At 38.2% G+C, this 14,864-nt stretch carries 14 protein-coding genes; 11 read left to right on the top strand and 3 right to left on the bottom strand.

Translation table 11 applies throughout. From position 1 onward, the window contains the following. Window position 1: 1 nt before the first annotated feature. The 3 genes from IGI52_RS14105 to rpmH form a co-directional block, all read right to left on the bottom strand. The gene (locus tag IGI52_RS14105) at window positions 2-823 is read right to left on the bottom strand and encodes a YidC/Oxa1 family membrane protein insertase (protein WP_048721470.1); all 822 of its coding nucleotides are present in this window, start codon (window positions 821-823) and stop codon (window positions 2-4) included. A 17-nt stretch (window positions 824-840) separates the two neighbouring features. After that, a complete protein-coding gene (gene rnpA, locus IGI52_RS14100; protein WP_048721468.1) occupies window positions 841-1,176 on the bottom strand; it encodes a ribonuclease P protein component in 336 nt (111 codons plus the stop codon). 137 nt (window positions 1,177-1,313) lie between these two features. Then, window positions 1,314-1,448: a 50S ribosomal protein L34 gene (rpmH, locus tag IGI52_RS14095; RefSeq protein WP_006703104.1), complete on the bottom strand. Its 135-nt coding sequence runs from the start codon at window positions 1,446-1,448 to the stop codon at window positions 1,314-1,316. Between the two features lie 617 nt (window positions 1,449-2,065). Between rpmH and dnaA the strand changes: the two genes are divergently transcribed. From dnaA to rplI, 11 genes are all read left to right on the top strand, one after another. Next, complete coding sequence (gene dnaA / locus IGI52_RS14090; RefSeq protein WP_048721465.1) at window positions 2,066-3,391, top strand: chromosomal replication initiator protein DnaA; 1,326 nt, start codon at window positions 2,066-2,068, stop codon at window positions 3,389-3,391. A gap of 248 nt (window positions 3,392-3,639) precedes the next feature. Further along, complete coding sequence (gene dnaN, locus IGI52_RS14085) at window positions 3,640-4,770, top strand: DNA polymerase III subunit beta (RefSeq protein WP_311872124.1); 1,131 nt, start codon at window positions 3,640-3,642, stop codon at window positions 4,768-4,770. A 234-nt stretch (window positions 4,771-5,004) separates the two neighbouring features. Next, window positions 5,005-5,247 carry a S4 domain-containing protein YaaA gene (gene yaaA, locus IGI52_RS14080; RefSeq protein WP_010747417.1) on the top strand — a complete coding sequence of 81 codons (243 nt, stop codon included), beginning with the start codon at window positions 5,005-5,007 and terminating at the stop codon, window positions 5,245-5,247. Further along, window positions 5,234-6,352 (top strand): DNA replication/repair protein RecF, encoded by a 1,119-nt coding sequence (recF, locus tag IGI52_RS14075; protein WP_311872122.1) that lies wholly within the window; start codon window positions 5,234-5,236, stop codon window positions 6,350-6,352. The genes yaaA and recF overlap by 14 nt, the downstream gene beginning before the upstream one ends. Continuing rightward, a complete protein-coding gene (gene gyrB, locus IGI52_RS14070; protein ID WP_049220787.1) occupies window positions 6,353-8,302 on the top strand; it encodes a DNA topoisomerase (ATP-hydrolyzing) subunit B in 1,950 nt (649 codons plus the stop codon). It begins immediately after the preceding gene. Between the two features lie 77 nt (window positions 8,303-8,379). Next, complete coding sequence (gyrA, locus tag IGI52_RS14065) at window positions 8,380-10,893, top strand: DNA gyrase subunit A (protein ID WP_070505114.1); 2,514 nt, start codon at window positions 8,380-8,382, stop codon at window positions 10,891-10,893. 183 nt (window positions 10,894-11,076) lie between these two features. Further along, complete coding sequence (rpsF, locus tag IGI52_RS14060; protein ID WP_010742561.1) at window positions 11,077-11,379, top strand: 30S ribosomal protein S6; 303 nt, start codon at window positions 11,077-11,079, stop codon at window positions 11,377-11,379. 44 nt (window positions 11,380-11,423) lie between these two features. Next, entirely contained in the window at window positions 11,424-11,930 is a 507-nt protein-coding gene (ssb, locus tag IGI52_RS14055) for a single-stranded DNA-binding protein (RefSeq protein ID WP_016179291.1), read from the top strand. Window positions 11,931-11,953: 23 nt separating this feature from the next. Next, a complete protein-coding gene (rpsR, locus tag IGI52_RS14050) occupies window positions 11,954-12,187 on the top strand; it encodes a 30S ribosomal protein S18 (RefSeq protein ID WP_010747412.1) in 234 nt (77 codons plus the stop codon). A gap of 184 nt (window positions 12,188-12,371) precedes the next feature. Further along, a complete protein-coding gene (locus IGI52_RS14045) occupies window positions 12,372-14,336 on the top strand; it encodes a DHH family phosphoesterase (protein ID WP_137438813.1) in 1,965 nt (654 codons plus the stop codon). After that, window positions 14,333-14,785 carry a 50S ribosomal protein L9 gene (gene rplI / locus IGI52_RS14040; protein WP_016179293.1) on the top strand — a complete coding sequence of 151 codons (453 nt, stop codon included), beginning with the start codon at window positions 14,333-14,335 and terminating at the stop codon, window positions 14,783-14,785. Before IGI52_RS14045 ends, rplI begins: the two co-directional genes overlap by 4 nt. The last annotated feature ends 79 nt before the right edge of the window (window positions 14,786-14,864 follow it).

Genomic DNA, 14,864 nt, shown 5'->3' with positions numbered 1-14,864 from the left:
CTTATTTTTTCCGTTTTTTCTTCGGATGCTTGGCTTTTTGAAGAGCACGTTCTCTTTCACGAATTTGACGAGCTGCTTCTTCTCTTTCACGACGAATCTTGAAAGGATTATTAATTAGTAACGTTTGAACTACTTGGAAAGCATTCGAAATTACCCAGTACAATGATAACCCACTTGCTAAATTTAATGCCATAACAAAAATCATAACTGGCATCGCAAAATTCATGATTTTCAATGAAGCATTAGATTCAAGCTGACTCATGCTAGATAGATAACTACTTGCAAAAGTAAAGACTGCTGCAAGGATAGGTAAAATAAAGTATGGGTCGGATTGACTCAAGTTCAACCATAGAAAATGACCAGACCGCAGTTCAGGAATTCGTAAAATTGCTTGGTACAAAGCCATCATTACGGGCATTTGTACTAACAACGGTAAACAGCCTGCGTAAGGGCTCACATTATTTTCTGCATAGAGCTTTTTTGTTTCCTCTTGCAATTTCTGTTGTGTCTCTTGATCACGTGTACTGTATTTTTGTTGGAGTGCTTTGATCTTAGGCTGTAACTCTTGTGTTTTACGCATACTCTTTGTTTGAAAATGCATAAGCGGCATTAAAATAATGCGAATGATGATTGTAAATAGAATAATCCCTATTCCGACATTACCAAAGGACAACCCTTTAATCGCTTGGCCGAAATAATAAACGACATAACGATCCCACACGCCGCTACTGCTTGCACTGACTTCACCAGTTCCACAGGCGGATAACAAGAAGACGAGACTCAGCAATCCTGTCATTAATAGTATTTTTTTATAGTTCTTCACTTACATCTGTTTCCTTCCTAACTTAATATTTTTGCTAATTTTAAGACATGTATAAGATTCGAACGCATTTCATCATGAGGCAGATCTTTCGTGGCTGGGCGAGCGATCACGATAAAGTCTATAGGTGGTAATTCAGTTTTCAATTCTTGCAAAACTGCTCGAATTTGTCTTTTTACTTGATTTCGTGCTACAGCATTCCCAACTTTTTTACCGACTGACAAACCTACTCGAAAATGTTTTTGACCAGAAGGTTCTAGACGGTAAACTACGAATTTTCGATTCGCAAAAGAAGCACCTTCTTCAAACACTTTTTGAAATTCTCGTTCTTTTTTGACCCGATATTTTTTCTGCATCTAGTTTCCTTCGTTTCTTTTAAATCTATACCTGACAATAATACCATACTTCAAATTAAGGAATCATCCTTATTTATCAGAAAAATTCCTTAAGAATCACATTTTGGATACAAAAAAAACCACTGACCGGCAGTGGCTTAAGCAGCAAGTACTTTTCTTCCTTTACGACGACGGCTTGCTAATACGCGACGGCCGTTTTTAGTGCTCATGCGTTTACGGAATCCATGAACTTTTTGACGTTTACGTTTATTGGGTTGATAAGTTCTTTTCATTAAAATACACCTCCATAGCTAACTTTACATAGACATACCCGAATATTATAACGACTCATTCCCTACTTTGTCAATCATGAAATGAAAACAGCGAGTGAAATTCGCTAAAATTTTATGTTTCATCTTGTATTTTTTTATCAGATCAAAAAATCAGCTCTTTATTTTTCGCAAAAACGCTGTTCATTTGAAGATTCTTTTATTACCAAAAAGAAAAATTTATCCACAAAATCTGGGGATAAACTCTAATTAATTGTGTAAAACTTTTTTCCACAAAAAAACTTGCATAGAATTTTCAAATGCTTTTTCCACTCTTTTTTATCTTTTTGATAACTTGTCCACAAGGTGGATAAATTGTGTGAATAAGTTCCTATATTCTTTTTCTATCAAGCTCTTCTTTTTTTCGGTTTTGTGCATTTTTCAGTGGAAAAAGTGATTTGTCCACATTTTTCCTAATAGTTGTGGATATGTTTTTGCATAGACGTGGATAGTTTTTTTGTATTTTTATACATTATGTGGAAAAAGAGAAATTTCTTTCTATTTTGTTTCTGGTTGTGGAAAACTTTAAAAAAAAATGATAAAGTATGTCTATCTGAATTTATTAATAGGAGGCGACTTATTTGACCTCATTGGACAATTTCTGGCAGGAATTGAAGGACAGTTATAAAAATGACCTCAATCCTGCCAGTTATGATGCATGGGTAGGTACAGCTAAACCCTTATCATTAGCTCATAATCAATTGACGATCGAAGTTACGAGCGACTTACATAAGCGCTATTGGGAAAAACATCTAGCTGCAAAAATCGTCGAAATCGGCTTTAAAGTAACCGGGGACGAGATTATGCCATTATTTGTTACACCGGATGAAGCTCCGCCCGTTAGCATTGTGGAAAAAGAAGAACCACCCAAAATGGAAACAACAAAACGAGCAATGCTCAATCCCAAATATACATTTGATACCTTTGTAATCGGAAAAGGCAACCAAATGGCTCACGCAGCAGCATTAGTGGTTGCTGAAGAACCAGGATCAATCTATAATCCGCTTTTCTTTTATGGAGGAGTGGGGTTAGGTAAAACCCACTTGATGCATGCTATTGGACATCAAATGCTTGCAATAAATCCGCAAGCAAAAGTCAAATATGTTTCTAGTGAGACATTCGCAAATGACTTTATCAATTCAATTAAGAATAAAACCTCGGAGGAATTTCGACAGGAATACCGAAAAGTGGATTTATTATTAGTAGATGATATTCAATTTTTTGCTGACAAAGAGGCGACTCAAGAAGAGTTTTTCCATACTTTTGAGAATTTATATAATGATAATAAGCAAATCGTTCTAACTAGTGATCGTCTACCAAATGAAATACCTAAGTTACAAGAACGATTAGTTTCTCGCTTTGCTTGGGGCTTATCAGTAGATATCACGCCACCAGATCTAGAAACGCGTACAGCAATTTTAAGGAAAAAAGCACAGGCAGAAAATCTTGAAATCCCAGATGATACTTTAAGTTATATTGCGGGACAAATTGACTCTAATATCCGTGAACTAGAAGGCGCTCTGGTTCGAGTACAAGCTTTCGCTACGATGAATAGCGCTGATATCACGACTAGTATCGCGGCAGACGCTCTAAAAAGTTTGAAAGGAACCAGCAATTCACAACTTTCCATCAGTAAAATTCAAGATGAAGTCGCTAAGTTCTATCATATCCAATTAAAAGATTTAAAAGGAAAGAAACGTGTCAAAACAATTGTTGTTCCGCGACAAATCGCTATGTATTTAGCTCGAGAAATGACTGAAAGTTCCTTACCAAAAATTGGCGCTGAATTTGGTGGAAAGGATCATACAACAGTCATTCACGCACACGAAAAAATCAGTCAATTAATGAAAAGCGATAGCAACATTCAACAAGAAATCGCAGAAATCAAAAATCTGCTGTTAGGCTAGTTTGTGGAAAACAAGACAAAGAACAGCTTGTTTGTCCACAGCTTATCCACAAGTGTAAAACTTATTATTTCAAGCTTTGACTCACTTTTTCCACATCATTAACAGGCCCTACTACTTTTATTACTTAAATTATTAAATAAATAAAAAAAGCTTACAGCTGAAAAACTTAAGGGCTGATCTAATTGATTGAGATTAGCTGATTCATTTTTTTTAAGTAACACCAATTAAAATAAAAAAGGAGTTCCATTATGAAATTTACGATTAATCGTGCACGCTTTATTCAAGAATTACAAACGGTTCAAAGAGCAATCTCTACTAAAACAACGATTCCGATCTTAACAGGAGTAAAAATTGAATTAAATAATGAAGGACTGAATTTAACAGGTAGTAATGCCGATATTTCAATTGAAACTTTTTTAGCCGCTGATGATGAGAAAGCGGAATTACAAATTGCTGAAATAGGTACAATTGTTTTACAGGCTCGTTTTTTCAGTGAAATTATTCGCCGTTTGCCAGAAGCAACTTTTACTTTGGAAGTCCAAGAAAACCATCAAGTGTTAATTACATCTGGAGCAGCTCACTTTACGGTTAATGGATTAGATGCAGATAATTATCCACATCTGCCAGTTGTTGAAGAACAAAATCAGTTGAAATTGCCTGTCCACATGTTGACAAAATTAATTGGTGAAACGGTTTTTTCTGTTTCACAACATGAAAGTCGTCCGATTTTGACAGGGGTTCACTTCACGATGTCTAATGGCCAGTTATTAGCAGTTGCTACAGACTCTCATCGTTTGAGTCAACGGATTGTCCCTGTAGAAAACGCGAGTACTGATTTTGATATCGTTATACCTGGAAAAAGCTTAGTTGAACTTTCTCGTTCATTATCTGATGAAGAAGCAGAAGTCGAGATTAGCATCATGGAAAACCAAGTTCTATTTAAAACGCCAACGATGTATTTCTACTCTCGTTTACTGGAAGGAAATTATCCTGATACGAATCGATTAATCCCAACTAGCTTCAATACGGAGATTACTTTTTCTGTCCCAACGTTTTTGGCAGCAATCGAACGGGCTTCGTTACTTTCCCACGAAGGGCGTAATAACATCGTCCGTTTAGCAATTGCCGATAACTCAGTTATTCTTTACGGAAATTCGCCAGAAATCGGTAAAGTTGAGGAAGAATTGGTTTATGAAAAGGTTAGTGGAGATCCGTTAGAAATTTCCTTTAACCCTGATTACATGAAGGATGCTTTACGTGCTTTTGGTGATATGAGCATCAAGGTCCAATTTATTTCAGCGATTCGTCCGTTTACTTTGGAACCAAGTGAAGGGGATGTCTCCTTTATTCAATTGATTACACCTGTGCGGACAAACTAAAAAAATATAACGAGTTTCACAAGTTTTTAGAAAAATATGAAAATAATTTGCAAAAGATGCAATTTCAGTAAAAGGTCTTAAAATCGATTTTAAGACCTTTTACTTTTTTTTGAGTGAATTAATTAAAATGGCTTAGAACTTCTTAAAACGAAAAATACAACGAGCTAATTTGTTTTATCGATTAAAAAGGGGTATAATGAAGAGGTGTTTCTAGCATGAAAATGAGGGATGAATGTGAAACAAAAAATTTTTTTAGAAACAGAGTTCATGACGCTTGGTCAGTTATTGAAAGAGATCAATTTAATCTCTAGCGGTGGACAAGCTAAGTGGTTTCTTGCAGAAGAAACAGTATTTGTAGATGGCGAGTTAGAAAATCGCCGCGGCCGAAAGCTCTATCCGGGAATGATGATTGAGATTCCTGAGGTAGGAACTTTTTTTATGGTCAAAAATAAGGAAGAGCAAGATGCAGCTGAATAGGCTTGAGTTGAGAAATTATCGTAATTATCAAGAACTTATCTTGGAATTTCCCAATCGATTGAACATTTTTTTAGGTGAGAATGCCCAAGGGAAAACAAATCTCTTGGAAAGCATCTATGTGTTAGCTTTGACTCGTAGCCATCGAACCAGCAGTGAACAAGAATTGATCGGCTGGGAAGATGATTTTGCTCAGATAAAAGGTCGAATCCAACGAGGAACAAGTGCGTTGGAATTAGAATTATTGCTGACAAAAAAAGGCCGGAAATCTAAAGTCAATCATATCGAACAAAAGAAATTGAGCAGTTATATCGGCCAGTTGAATGTCATCTTATTTGCACCGGAGGATCTTTCTTTAGTAAAGGGAAGTCCGCAAATGAGACGGCGGTTCATTGATATGGAATTAGGGCAGATCAATCCAGTCTATCTTTATGACTTGGCACAGTATCAGAAGACTTTGAAGCAGCGCAATCTTTATCTCAAGCAATTATCCGAGAAGAAGCAGACAGATGAGATATATCTCGATATTTTAACGGAACAGCTAGTAGATTTTGGTAGTAAAGTTTTAGCAAATCGACTGCGTTTTGTTAAAAAACTGGAGTATTGGTCCAATGATCTTCACGGTAAGATTACCAATCAAAAAGAAACTCTAGCAATTGAATATGACGCTAGCCTCCCGCTAGAGAGTGAAGATGTTGAAAAAATTCGTTATGTTTTTCTAAATGAACTACAGAAAAATCGCAAGCGGGAAATATTCAAAGGAAATACTTTTTTAGGTCCCCATCGAGATGACTTGATCTTTAAGGTTAATCAGCAAAATGTTCAGACCTATGGGTCACAAGGACAACAACGAACAACTGCATTAAGCGTCAAATTGGCAGAAATTGATTTGATGAAAGAAGAAACAGGCGAATATCCGATTTTACTTTTAGATGACGTTATGAGTGAACTTGATGACAATCGTCAGATCCATTTATTAGAGACGATCGAAAATAAGGTTCAAACGTTTTTAACAACAACAACGTTGAATCATGTTAAGGGCAAAATGACGGTCCATCCGGATATTTTTTATGTCCATCAAGGGCAGATAGAAAGGAAAGAAACGTAGATGACAGAAGAGGAAAAGAGTTTACTAGAGCGCGCTCAAGAGTATGACGCCAGTCAGATCCAGGTTTTAGAAGGATTAGAAGCTGTTCGAAAACGTCCAGGGATGTATATTGGCTCCACTAGCACAGAAGGCTTGCACCACCTTGTTTGGGAAATCGTAGATAATTCCATTGATGAGGCTTTGGCCGGATTTGCAACACATATTCATGTAGTAGTTGAAGAGGATAACAGTATTACTGTTAGTGACGATGGGCGTGGTATTCCTGTTGGGATTCAAGCCAAAACAGGTCGTCCAGCTGTTGAAACAGTCTTTACGATCTTACATGCCGGCGGTAAATTCGGCGGCGGCGGATACAAAGTATCTGGTGGTCTTCATGGTGTAGGAGCTTCTGTTGTTAACGCTTTGTCTACAAGTTTAGACGTTCGTGTTTTCAAAGAAGGTAAAATTTATTTCCAAGATTATCGTCGCGGTGCTGTTGTAGATGATCTAAAAGTAATTGGCGAGACTGAAAAGCACGGGACAACGGTTCATTTTATACCAGATCCTGAAATATTTACTGAATCAACAGTTTTCAACTTCGAAAAATTAGCAACACGGGTGCGAGAATTAGCTTTCTTGAATCGTGGTTTGAAGCTATCGATTGAAGATAAACGGGAAGAAAAACCAGTCTTGCGGGAGTACCATTACGAAGGCGGAATTAAAAGCTATGTAGAGCATTTAAATCACAATAAAGCAGTTATTTTTGAGGAGCCTGTCTTTGTAGAAGGTGAGCAGCAGGATATTACTGTTGAAGTCGCAATGCAATATACCGATGGATATCATACAAATATTTTGAGTTTTGCCAATAATATCCATACTTACGAAGGCGGAACACATGAGTTTGGTTTCAAAACGGCCTTGACTCGGGTCATTAATGACTACGCACGCAAACAAAAAATCATGAAAGACAATGATGAGAATCTTTCTGGTGAAGATGTCCGTGAGGGTTTAACAGCTGTTATCTCGATCAAACATCCAGAACCGCAATTTGAAGGGCAAACCAAAACAAAACTAGGAAATTCTGAAGTTCGTACGGTGACAGATCGTTTATTCTCAGAGAATTTCATGAAATTCTTGATGGAAAATCCTTCTGTTGGTCGTCGAATTGTTGAAAAGGGAATATTGGCGGCTAAAGCACGTTTAGCAGCCAAGCGGGCTCGTGAAGTCACTCGTCGAAAAGGTGCATTAGAAATCAGCAATTTGCCTGGTAAATTGGCCGATTGTTCAAGTAACGATCCAGAAAAATGCGAATTGTTTATTGTCGAAGGAGACTCTGCCGGCGGTTCAGCGAAACAAGGACGTAGTCGTGAGTTCCAAGCAATTTTACCGATCCGCGGAAAAATTTTGAATGTGGAAAAAGCTTCGATGGATAAAATTTTAGCCAACGAAGAAATTCGATCCTTGTTTACTGCAATGGGAACTGGATTTGGTGCCGATTTTGACGTATCAAAGGCACGTTATCATAAATTGGTCATCATGACCGATGCCGATGTCGATGGAGCACATATTCGGACGCTGCTGCTGACGCTTTTCTATCGCTATATGCGCCCGATCGTAGAAGCAGGCTATGTTTATATAGCTCAACCTCCTTTATACGGTATCAAACAAGGGAAAAATATTACTTATATCCAACCAGGTAAAAATGCGGAAGAAGAATTAGCCCAGAAAATATCTGAATTACCTGCGTCACCAAAACCGAATGTCCAACGATATAAAGGTTTAGGGGAAATGGATGACCATCAATTATGGGAAACAACGATGGATCCAGAAAATCGTTTGATGTTGCGTGTCAGTGTCGATGACGCAATCGAAGCTGACCAAGTCTTTGAAATGCTGATGGGAGATCGAGTAGAACCACGCCGCGCCTTCATTGAAGAAAATGCACATTATGTTAAAAACTTGGATATTTAGAGAAACGATAGATGTGATGAATATCAGATTTATTTTTAAGAAAAATAAATTTAGCAACACGAACTAGGAGGATCATTTTGGAAGATCGTAGAGAGAATATACATGACGTCAATCTAACCAGTGAAATGCGAGAATCCTTCATTGATTATGCAATGAGCGTTATTGTGGCACGTGCTTTACCAGATGTACGGGATGGTTTAAAACCCGTTCATCGTCGGATTTTATATGGAATGAATGAATTAGGAGTCACTCCCGATAAGCCGCATAAAAAGTCGGCACGTATCGTTGGGGATGTAATGGGTAAGTATCATCCTCACGGTGACAGTGCGATTTACGAATCAATGGTACGGATGGCTCAATCATTCAGTTACCGCAATATGTTAGTAGATGGACACGGAAACTTTGGTTCTGTCGATGGAGATGGTGCGGCAGCGATGCGTTATACCGAAGCTCGTCTAAGTAAAATCGCGATGGAAATGCTGCGGGATATCAATAAAGATACCGTTGATTTTCAAGGAAACTATGATGACAGTGAACAAGAGCCTGTGGTATTACCAGCACGTTTTCCGAATTTATTAGTGAACGGAGCAACAGGGATTGCAGTTGGTATGGCGACGAATATCCCACCTCATAATTTAAGAGAAGTGACAGCCGGAATTGAATTATTGATGGAAAATCCTGAGGCAACGACACAAGAGTTAATGGAGTGCATTCCAGGACCAGATTTTCCAACTGGCGGTTTAGTTATGGGGAAATCAGGGATTCGTCGAGCATATGAAACAGGTAAAGGTTCAATTACAGTTCGTGCGAAGATCGAGATTGAAGAACAAAAGAACGGCAAGGAACGAATTATCGTTACCGAATTGCCGTATATGGTTAATAAAGCTAAACTGATCGAACGAATTTCTGAATTGCATCGAGATAAACGAGTAGAAGGCATTACTGATTTACGTGATGAGTCTTCTCGCGAAGGAATGCGGGTTGTCATCGAAGTTCGTCGTGATGTTAGTGCTTCTGTTATTTTGAACAATTTATACAAGATGACATCACTGCAAACATCCTTTAGTTTCAATATGTTAGCAATTGAAAAAGGTGTACCAAGAATCTTGAACTTGAAGCAAATCTTGGAGAATTATATTGAGCATCAAAAAATTGTTATTACTCGTCGAACAATCTTTGATAAGAAAAAAGCCGAAGCACGTGCTCATATCTTAGAAGGTTTACGTATCGCGTTAGATCATATAGATGAGATTATTGCAACGATTCGTAATTCGGCTTCAGATGATGTCGCTAAAACGACATTAATGGAACGGTTTGAATTATCTGATCGTCAAGCACAAGCAATCTTAGATATGCGTTTACGCCGTTTAACGGGCTTAGAGCGCGAGAAAATTGAAAATGAATACCAAGAGCTGTTAAAAACAATTAGCGACTTAGAAGACATTTTAGCGCGTCCTGAACGTGTGGAAGAAATCATTCGTACGGAATTAGCAGAAATTGCTGCTAAATTTGGGGATGAACGTCGTACAGAATTATTAGTCGGTGAAGTATTGAGTCTTGAAGATGAAGATTTGATCGAAGAAGAAGATGTTGTCATTACACTAACAAATAATGGCTACATCAAACGGGTAGCATCAACTGAGTTTCGATCACAACGTCGTGGTGGACGTGGAGTTCAAGGGATGGGGATTCACGATGATGATTTCGTGAAAACATTAATCTCATGTTCGACTCACGATACATTGCTATTCTTTACCAATAGCGGACGCGTATATCGGGCGAAGGGGTATGAAGTGCCTGAGTATGGACGGACAGCTAAAGGGATACCAATTATCAACCTACTGGGAATTGATTCGAATGAAACGATTCAAGCCGTAATTTCGGTGAATGGACAAGCAGAAGATGGTCATTTCTTATTCTTTGTTACAAAGAAAGGAACGGTCAAACGTACAACTGTTACGGCCTTCTCAAATATTCGTGCTAATGGACTGATTGCGATTGGATTGCGTGAAGGTGATGAATTAGTAAATGTAATGTCCACTGAAGGTGACGAAACGATCATTATTGGTACCCATGATGGCTATTCTGTAACATTCAAAGAAGCAGTTGTTCGTGATATGGGACGGACAGCCAGCGGAGTTCGCGGGATTCGTTTACGAGACGAGGATTATGTAATCGGCTCAGCTGTGCTGAAAGAAAATCAAGAAGTTCTAGTTATTACCGAAAAAGGTTATGGTAAGCGGACGAAAGCTTCTGAATATCCTGTCAAAGGTCGTGGGGGTAAAGGAATCAAGACCGCTAACGTCAAAGAAAAAAATGGTCCACTGGCAGGACTAACGACAGTCACTGGTGATGAAGACATTTTATTGATTACAGATAAGGGTGTAATCATTCGTTTCAACGCTGGCAGTGTTTCACAAACAGGTCGTGCAACTTTAGGGGTACGATTAATGAAGATGGAAGGAAACACGAAAGTTGTGACGATGGCTATCGTTGATAAAGAAGACGAAGAAGTCGAAGAGACTGAGACAGTTGAGGCTGCAGAAACAACAGAAATTACTGAAGAAGCACAAAATGATACAGAAGAGTAAAAAAAGTTTGAAGACTGGGAGCAATTCCAGTCTTTTTTCGTACCTTAAAGTAAAGAAACATTTGATTTTTGCAGGATGATTATGTATAATGAATATTTGTGAGTAGTCTAGATAAAATTTAGATCGCTCTCCTTGCTCTTAATAGAATTAAGAGCCTTATAGTCCATAGGGAGGTGAAAATCAATGAGTCAAAACACGAAGTATGAAATCACATACATCATTCGTCCGAACATTGATGAAGAAGCAAAAACTGCTTTAGTAGAACGTTTCGATACAATCTTGAAAGATAATGGAGCTGAAATTATCGATTCAAAAGATTGGGAAAAACGCCGTTTCGCTTACGAAATGAACGGATTCCGTGAAGGCATCTACCATATCGTCAATGCAACTGCGCCAACAACAGCTAGTGCAGTTAACGAATTCGATCGTCTTGCAAAAATCAATGACGATATTATTCGTCACATGATCGTTAAGATTGAAGAATAATTGTTTCACGTGAAACAATTGACGAGAAGGGAGCTGGCTTTACTTTGATTAATAATGTTGTACTAGTTGGTCGTTTAACAAAGGATCCTGATTTACGCTACACCGCAAATGGTACAGGTGTTGCCACGTTTACTTTAGCTGTGAATCGTAATTTTACGAATCAAAGCGGGAATCGCGAGGCAGATTTTATCAATTGTGTAATTTGGCGGAAATCAGCAGAAACTTTAGCTAATTATGCGCGCAAAGGAACTCTTTTAGGTGTGACTGGCCGTATCCAAACAAGAAATTATGAAAATCAGCAAGGGCAACGTGTCTATGTGACAGAAGTTGTTGCTGAGAATTTCCAATTATTGGAATCTCGTACTGCAAGTGAACAACGTCAACAGAACCCAAGTTCCGGTGATAGCTTCCAAGGTGGGGGAAATAATTTTAACAACAATTATAATCAATCCTCTCAGTCAGCTAAGAACACTATGCCTGACTTCGATCGAGATTCAGATCCATTTAGTGGATCCTCTATCGACATTTCAGATGATGATTTACCATTCTAACAATTGAATAGGAGGGAAACGGAATGGCACAACAAAGAAGAGGTCGCAAACGTCGTAAAGTAGACTATATTGCTGCTAATCATATCGAATATATCGATTATAAAGATATTGAATTACTAAAACGTTTCATCAGCGAACGTGGTAAAATTTTGCCTCGTCGTGTAACTGGAACAAGCGCTAAAAACCAACGTAAATTAACGATCGCTATTAAACGCGCACGTATTATGGGCTTATTAGCATTCGTTTCTGAAGACTAAACTGTCATTTTAAAGAGACTTCGAACGCGAAGTCTCTTTTTTGTGTTTCACGTGAAACATTCAGGAAAGTCGCTTGCTGAGGCAGATTGTGATAAAATTACACTGTTAGTCTAATCATTTTGCTTGTTAGGGTTTTAGCATAGAAAAGCAGGATGAATAGGTAAAATGAATTAGGAGGTTCTAAATGAAAAGGAATCCTAGAATGAAATGGTCCTTTTTCTTGTTCTGCATACTACTGATTCAATTAGCCGCAATTTTCGTATTGCCGTTCAGTATTTTATCAGCGGCAATCGTTATATTAATCGATCTTTTACTATGGTTTTATATGATTGCTTTACGTAAACAAACTGAGATTACCAATCAACAGAAAATTCGAGATGCTTCTCGATATGCTGAAGAGGCATTAGAATATGTATCTGATGACATGCCTGTAGGGATTATTACTTGGGATGATGACAATACTTTCATTTGGTCGAATCCGGCAATTACAGAAAAGATTCAGCATTTGACGAAAGAAGACCAGCAAGATATGGTCAATGAATTGCTGCAACGGGCTGAAAAAGGGAAGAGTATTTATAAAATAGATAATATTCTTTATCATTTTGATTTAAACAAAGAGAGACGCGTTGTTTACCTAATTGATATCACGAAGGAATATGCGTTAGAAAATAAGGAAAAGCAACAACAAGCTGTGGTTGGAATTCTTTCAGTAGATAATTATGATGATGTAATTGATCGTCGAGACGATAAGGAAGTATCAAACTTAAATTCCTTCATTACAACGATTATTTCTGATTGGATGGATTCTTATCGGATTTTCTATAAACGAGTAAATGAAGAGCGCTTTTTTCTGTTTGCTCGCTATGATGATTTAGAAAAAATGATCGAGAATAATTTTGATTTGCTAGAGCATATCCGTGTTTCGGCTGAAAAACAAGACATGTTGATTACTGTCAGTATGGGAATCAGCTATGGAACAGAATCATTAGAAGTGATTGGTGACGAAGCCCAAAATAATTTAGATATTGCATTGGTTCGTGGCGGCGATCAAGTGGTGGTTAAAAATGCTGGAGAAGGCCAAAAGCCGGTTTTCTATGGCGGTAACTCTGCAAGTGCTGCGAAGCGGACACGCGTGCGTTCACGAGCAATGTCAACAGCCTTGAAGAATGTTTTTAATCAAACAGGCAATGTATTTGTGATGGGACATCGTTTTCCAGATATGGATGCGATCGGTTCTGCGTTTGGCGTTGCTTGTTTAGCTCGCTATCATGATAAAAAAGTTCGAATTGTCATTAATGAGGATGAAACAATTCCAGATGTCGAACGCTGTTTGACAGAAATTCATAAAAACGGGGAGTTGGAAGATTTACTGATTTCTCCGGATGCCGCCAAAAGACAGCGCAAAGCCGGTGATTTATTAGTTATGGTAGATTATCATCGTCCATCGTTATCAATTGATCAGGATCTGTATGAACAATTTGAAAATATCGTTATTATCGATCATCATCGACGAGGAGAAGAATTCCCGGAAAAATCATTACTCACATACATTGAGTCTTCGGCATCTTCGGCGTCAGAGTTAGTTACAGAGCTGATCCAATTTGAGAGTAATGAACGGCAAAGAATGAGTAAGATGGCTGCGACACTGTTATTAGCTGGTATTACGGTTGATACTAAGAATTTTGCTGTTCGAACAACAGCCCGAACATTTGATGTCGCTAGTTATTTAAAGACTTGTGGAGCGGATGCTTCTTTAGTACAATATCTATTGAGTACCGATATCCAATCCTATTTGGAAATTAGTAAGCTAGTGGGTGAGAGCGATTATGTCAGAGAAGATATCGTTGTCGCTACTGGGACGGATGATCATGAGTATGATAGTGTAACGGCAGCCAAAACCGCGGATACTTTGTTATCGATGGTGGATATTAATGCGGCTTTCGTGATCATCAAAAGAACTGATGGCGTGATTGCTATCAGTGCTAGAAGTTCTGGGACGATTAATGTCCAAACGGTGATGGAAGCTTTAGGTGGCGGCGGGCATTTTACAAATGCAGCTACTCAATTATCGAATAGTACGATCGCTGAAGCGAAAGAACAATTATTGGATGCCATTAATAAACAGTTAACGGAGGGGACAGAAGAATGAAAGTAATTTTTTTACAAGATGTTAAAGGCAAGGGGAAAAAAGGCGATATCAAGGAAGTCCCAACAGGTTACGCGCAAAATTATCTGCTAAAGAATAAACTAGCAAAGGAAGCGACGAAAAGCAGTATCTCTGAATTGAGTGGACAAAAGAAAGCCCAGGATAAAAAAGCGGCCGAAGTTTTGGCTGAAGCTAAAAAACTGGCGGACTTTTTAGCGAAAGAAGAGACTGTGGTAGAAATCAAAGCTAAGGGCGGCGAGGACGGACGCTTGTTTGGCTCAATTCCTTCAAAACAAATCGCTGAAGGTTTGAAAAAACAATATGATTTGAAAATTGATAAACGCAAGATCGAATTGGAGAATCCGATTCGGACTTTGGGCTATACGAAAGTTCCGGTAAAACTTCATACAGAGGTTGAGGGAATCATTAAAGTCCATGTAGTGGAAGAATAATTTATTTAAACGGAATAATTACAAGAGAGTATGAGAGTTCTTGAAATTACGAGAATCTCTTATACTCTTTATTGTATTT

The sequence above is a fragment of the Enterococcus sp. DIV0187 genome, from assembly GCF_051713785.1.
In the GTDB taxonomy this organism is placed as follows: Bacteria; Bacillota; Bacilli; order Lactobacillales; family Enterococcaceae; genus Enterococcus_A; species Enterococcus_A avium.
Note: the sequence above shows the minus strand (reverse complement) of the source record. Positions and strands in the feature narration are given on the sequence as shown.

Excerpts from the sequence above, each read along its gene's own strand:
- rnpA (WP_048721468.1), bottom strand. The coding sequence starts at position 1,176 with ATGCAGAAAAAATATCGGGTCAAAAAAGAACGAGAATTTCAAAAAGTG.
- rpmH (WP_006703104.1), bottom strand. The coding sequence starts at position 1,448 with ATGAAAAGAACTTATCAACCCAATAAACGTAAACGTCAAAAAGTTCAT.
- dnaN (WP_311872124.1), top strand. The coding sequence starts at position 3,640 with ATGAAATTTACGATTAATCGTGCACGCTTTATTCAAGAATTACAAACG.
- recF (WP_311872122.1), top strand. The coding sequence starts at position 5,234 with ATGCAGCTGAATAGGCTTGAGTTGAGAAATTATCGTAATTATCAAGAA.
- gyrB (WP_049220787.1), top strand. The coding sequence starts at position 6,353 with ATGACAGAAGAGGAAAAGAGTTTACTAGAGCGCGCTCAAGAGTATGAC.
- rpsF (WP_010742561.1), top strand. The coding sequence starts at position 11,077 with ATGAGTCAAAACACGAAGTATGAAATCACATACATCATTCGTCCGAAC.
- rpsR (WP_010747412.1), top strand. The coding sequence starts at position 11,954 with ATGGCACAACAAAGAAGAGGTCGCAAACGTCGTAAAGTAGACTATATT.
- IGI52_RS14045 (WP_137438813.1), top strand. The coding sequence starts at position 12,372 with ATGAAAAGGAATCCTAGAATGAAATGGTCCTTTTTCTTGTTCTGCATA.
- rplI (WP_016179293.1), top strand. The coding sequence starts at position 14,333 with ATGAAAGTAATTTTTTTACAAGATGTTAAAGGCAAGGGGAAAAAAGGC.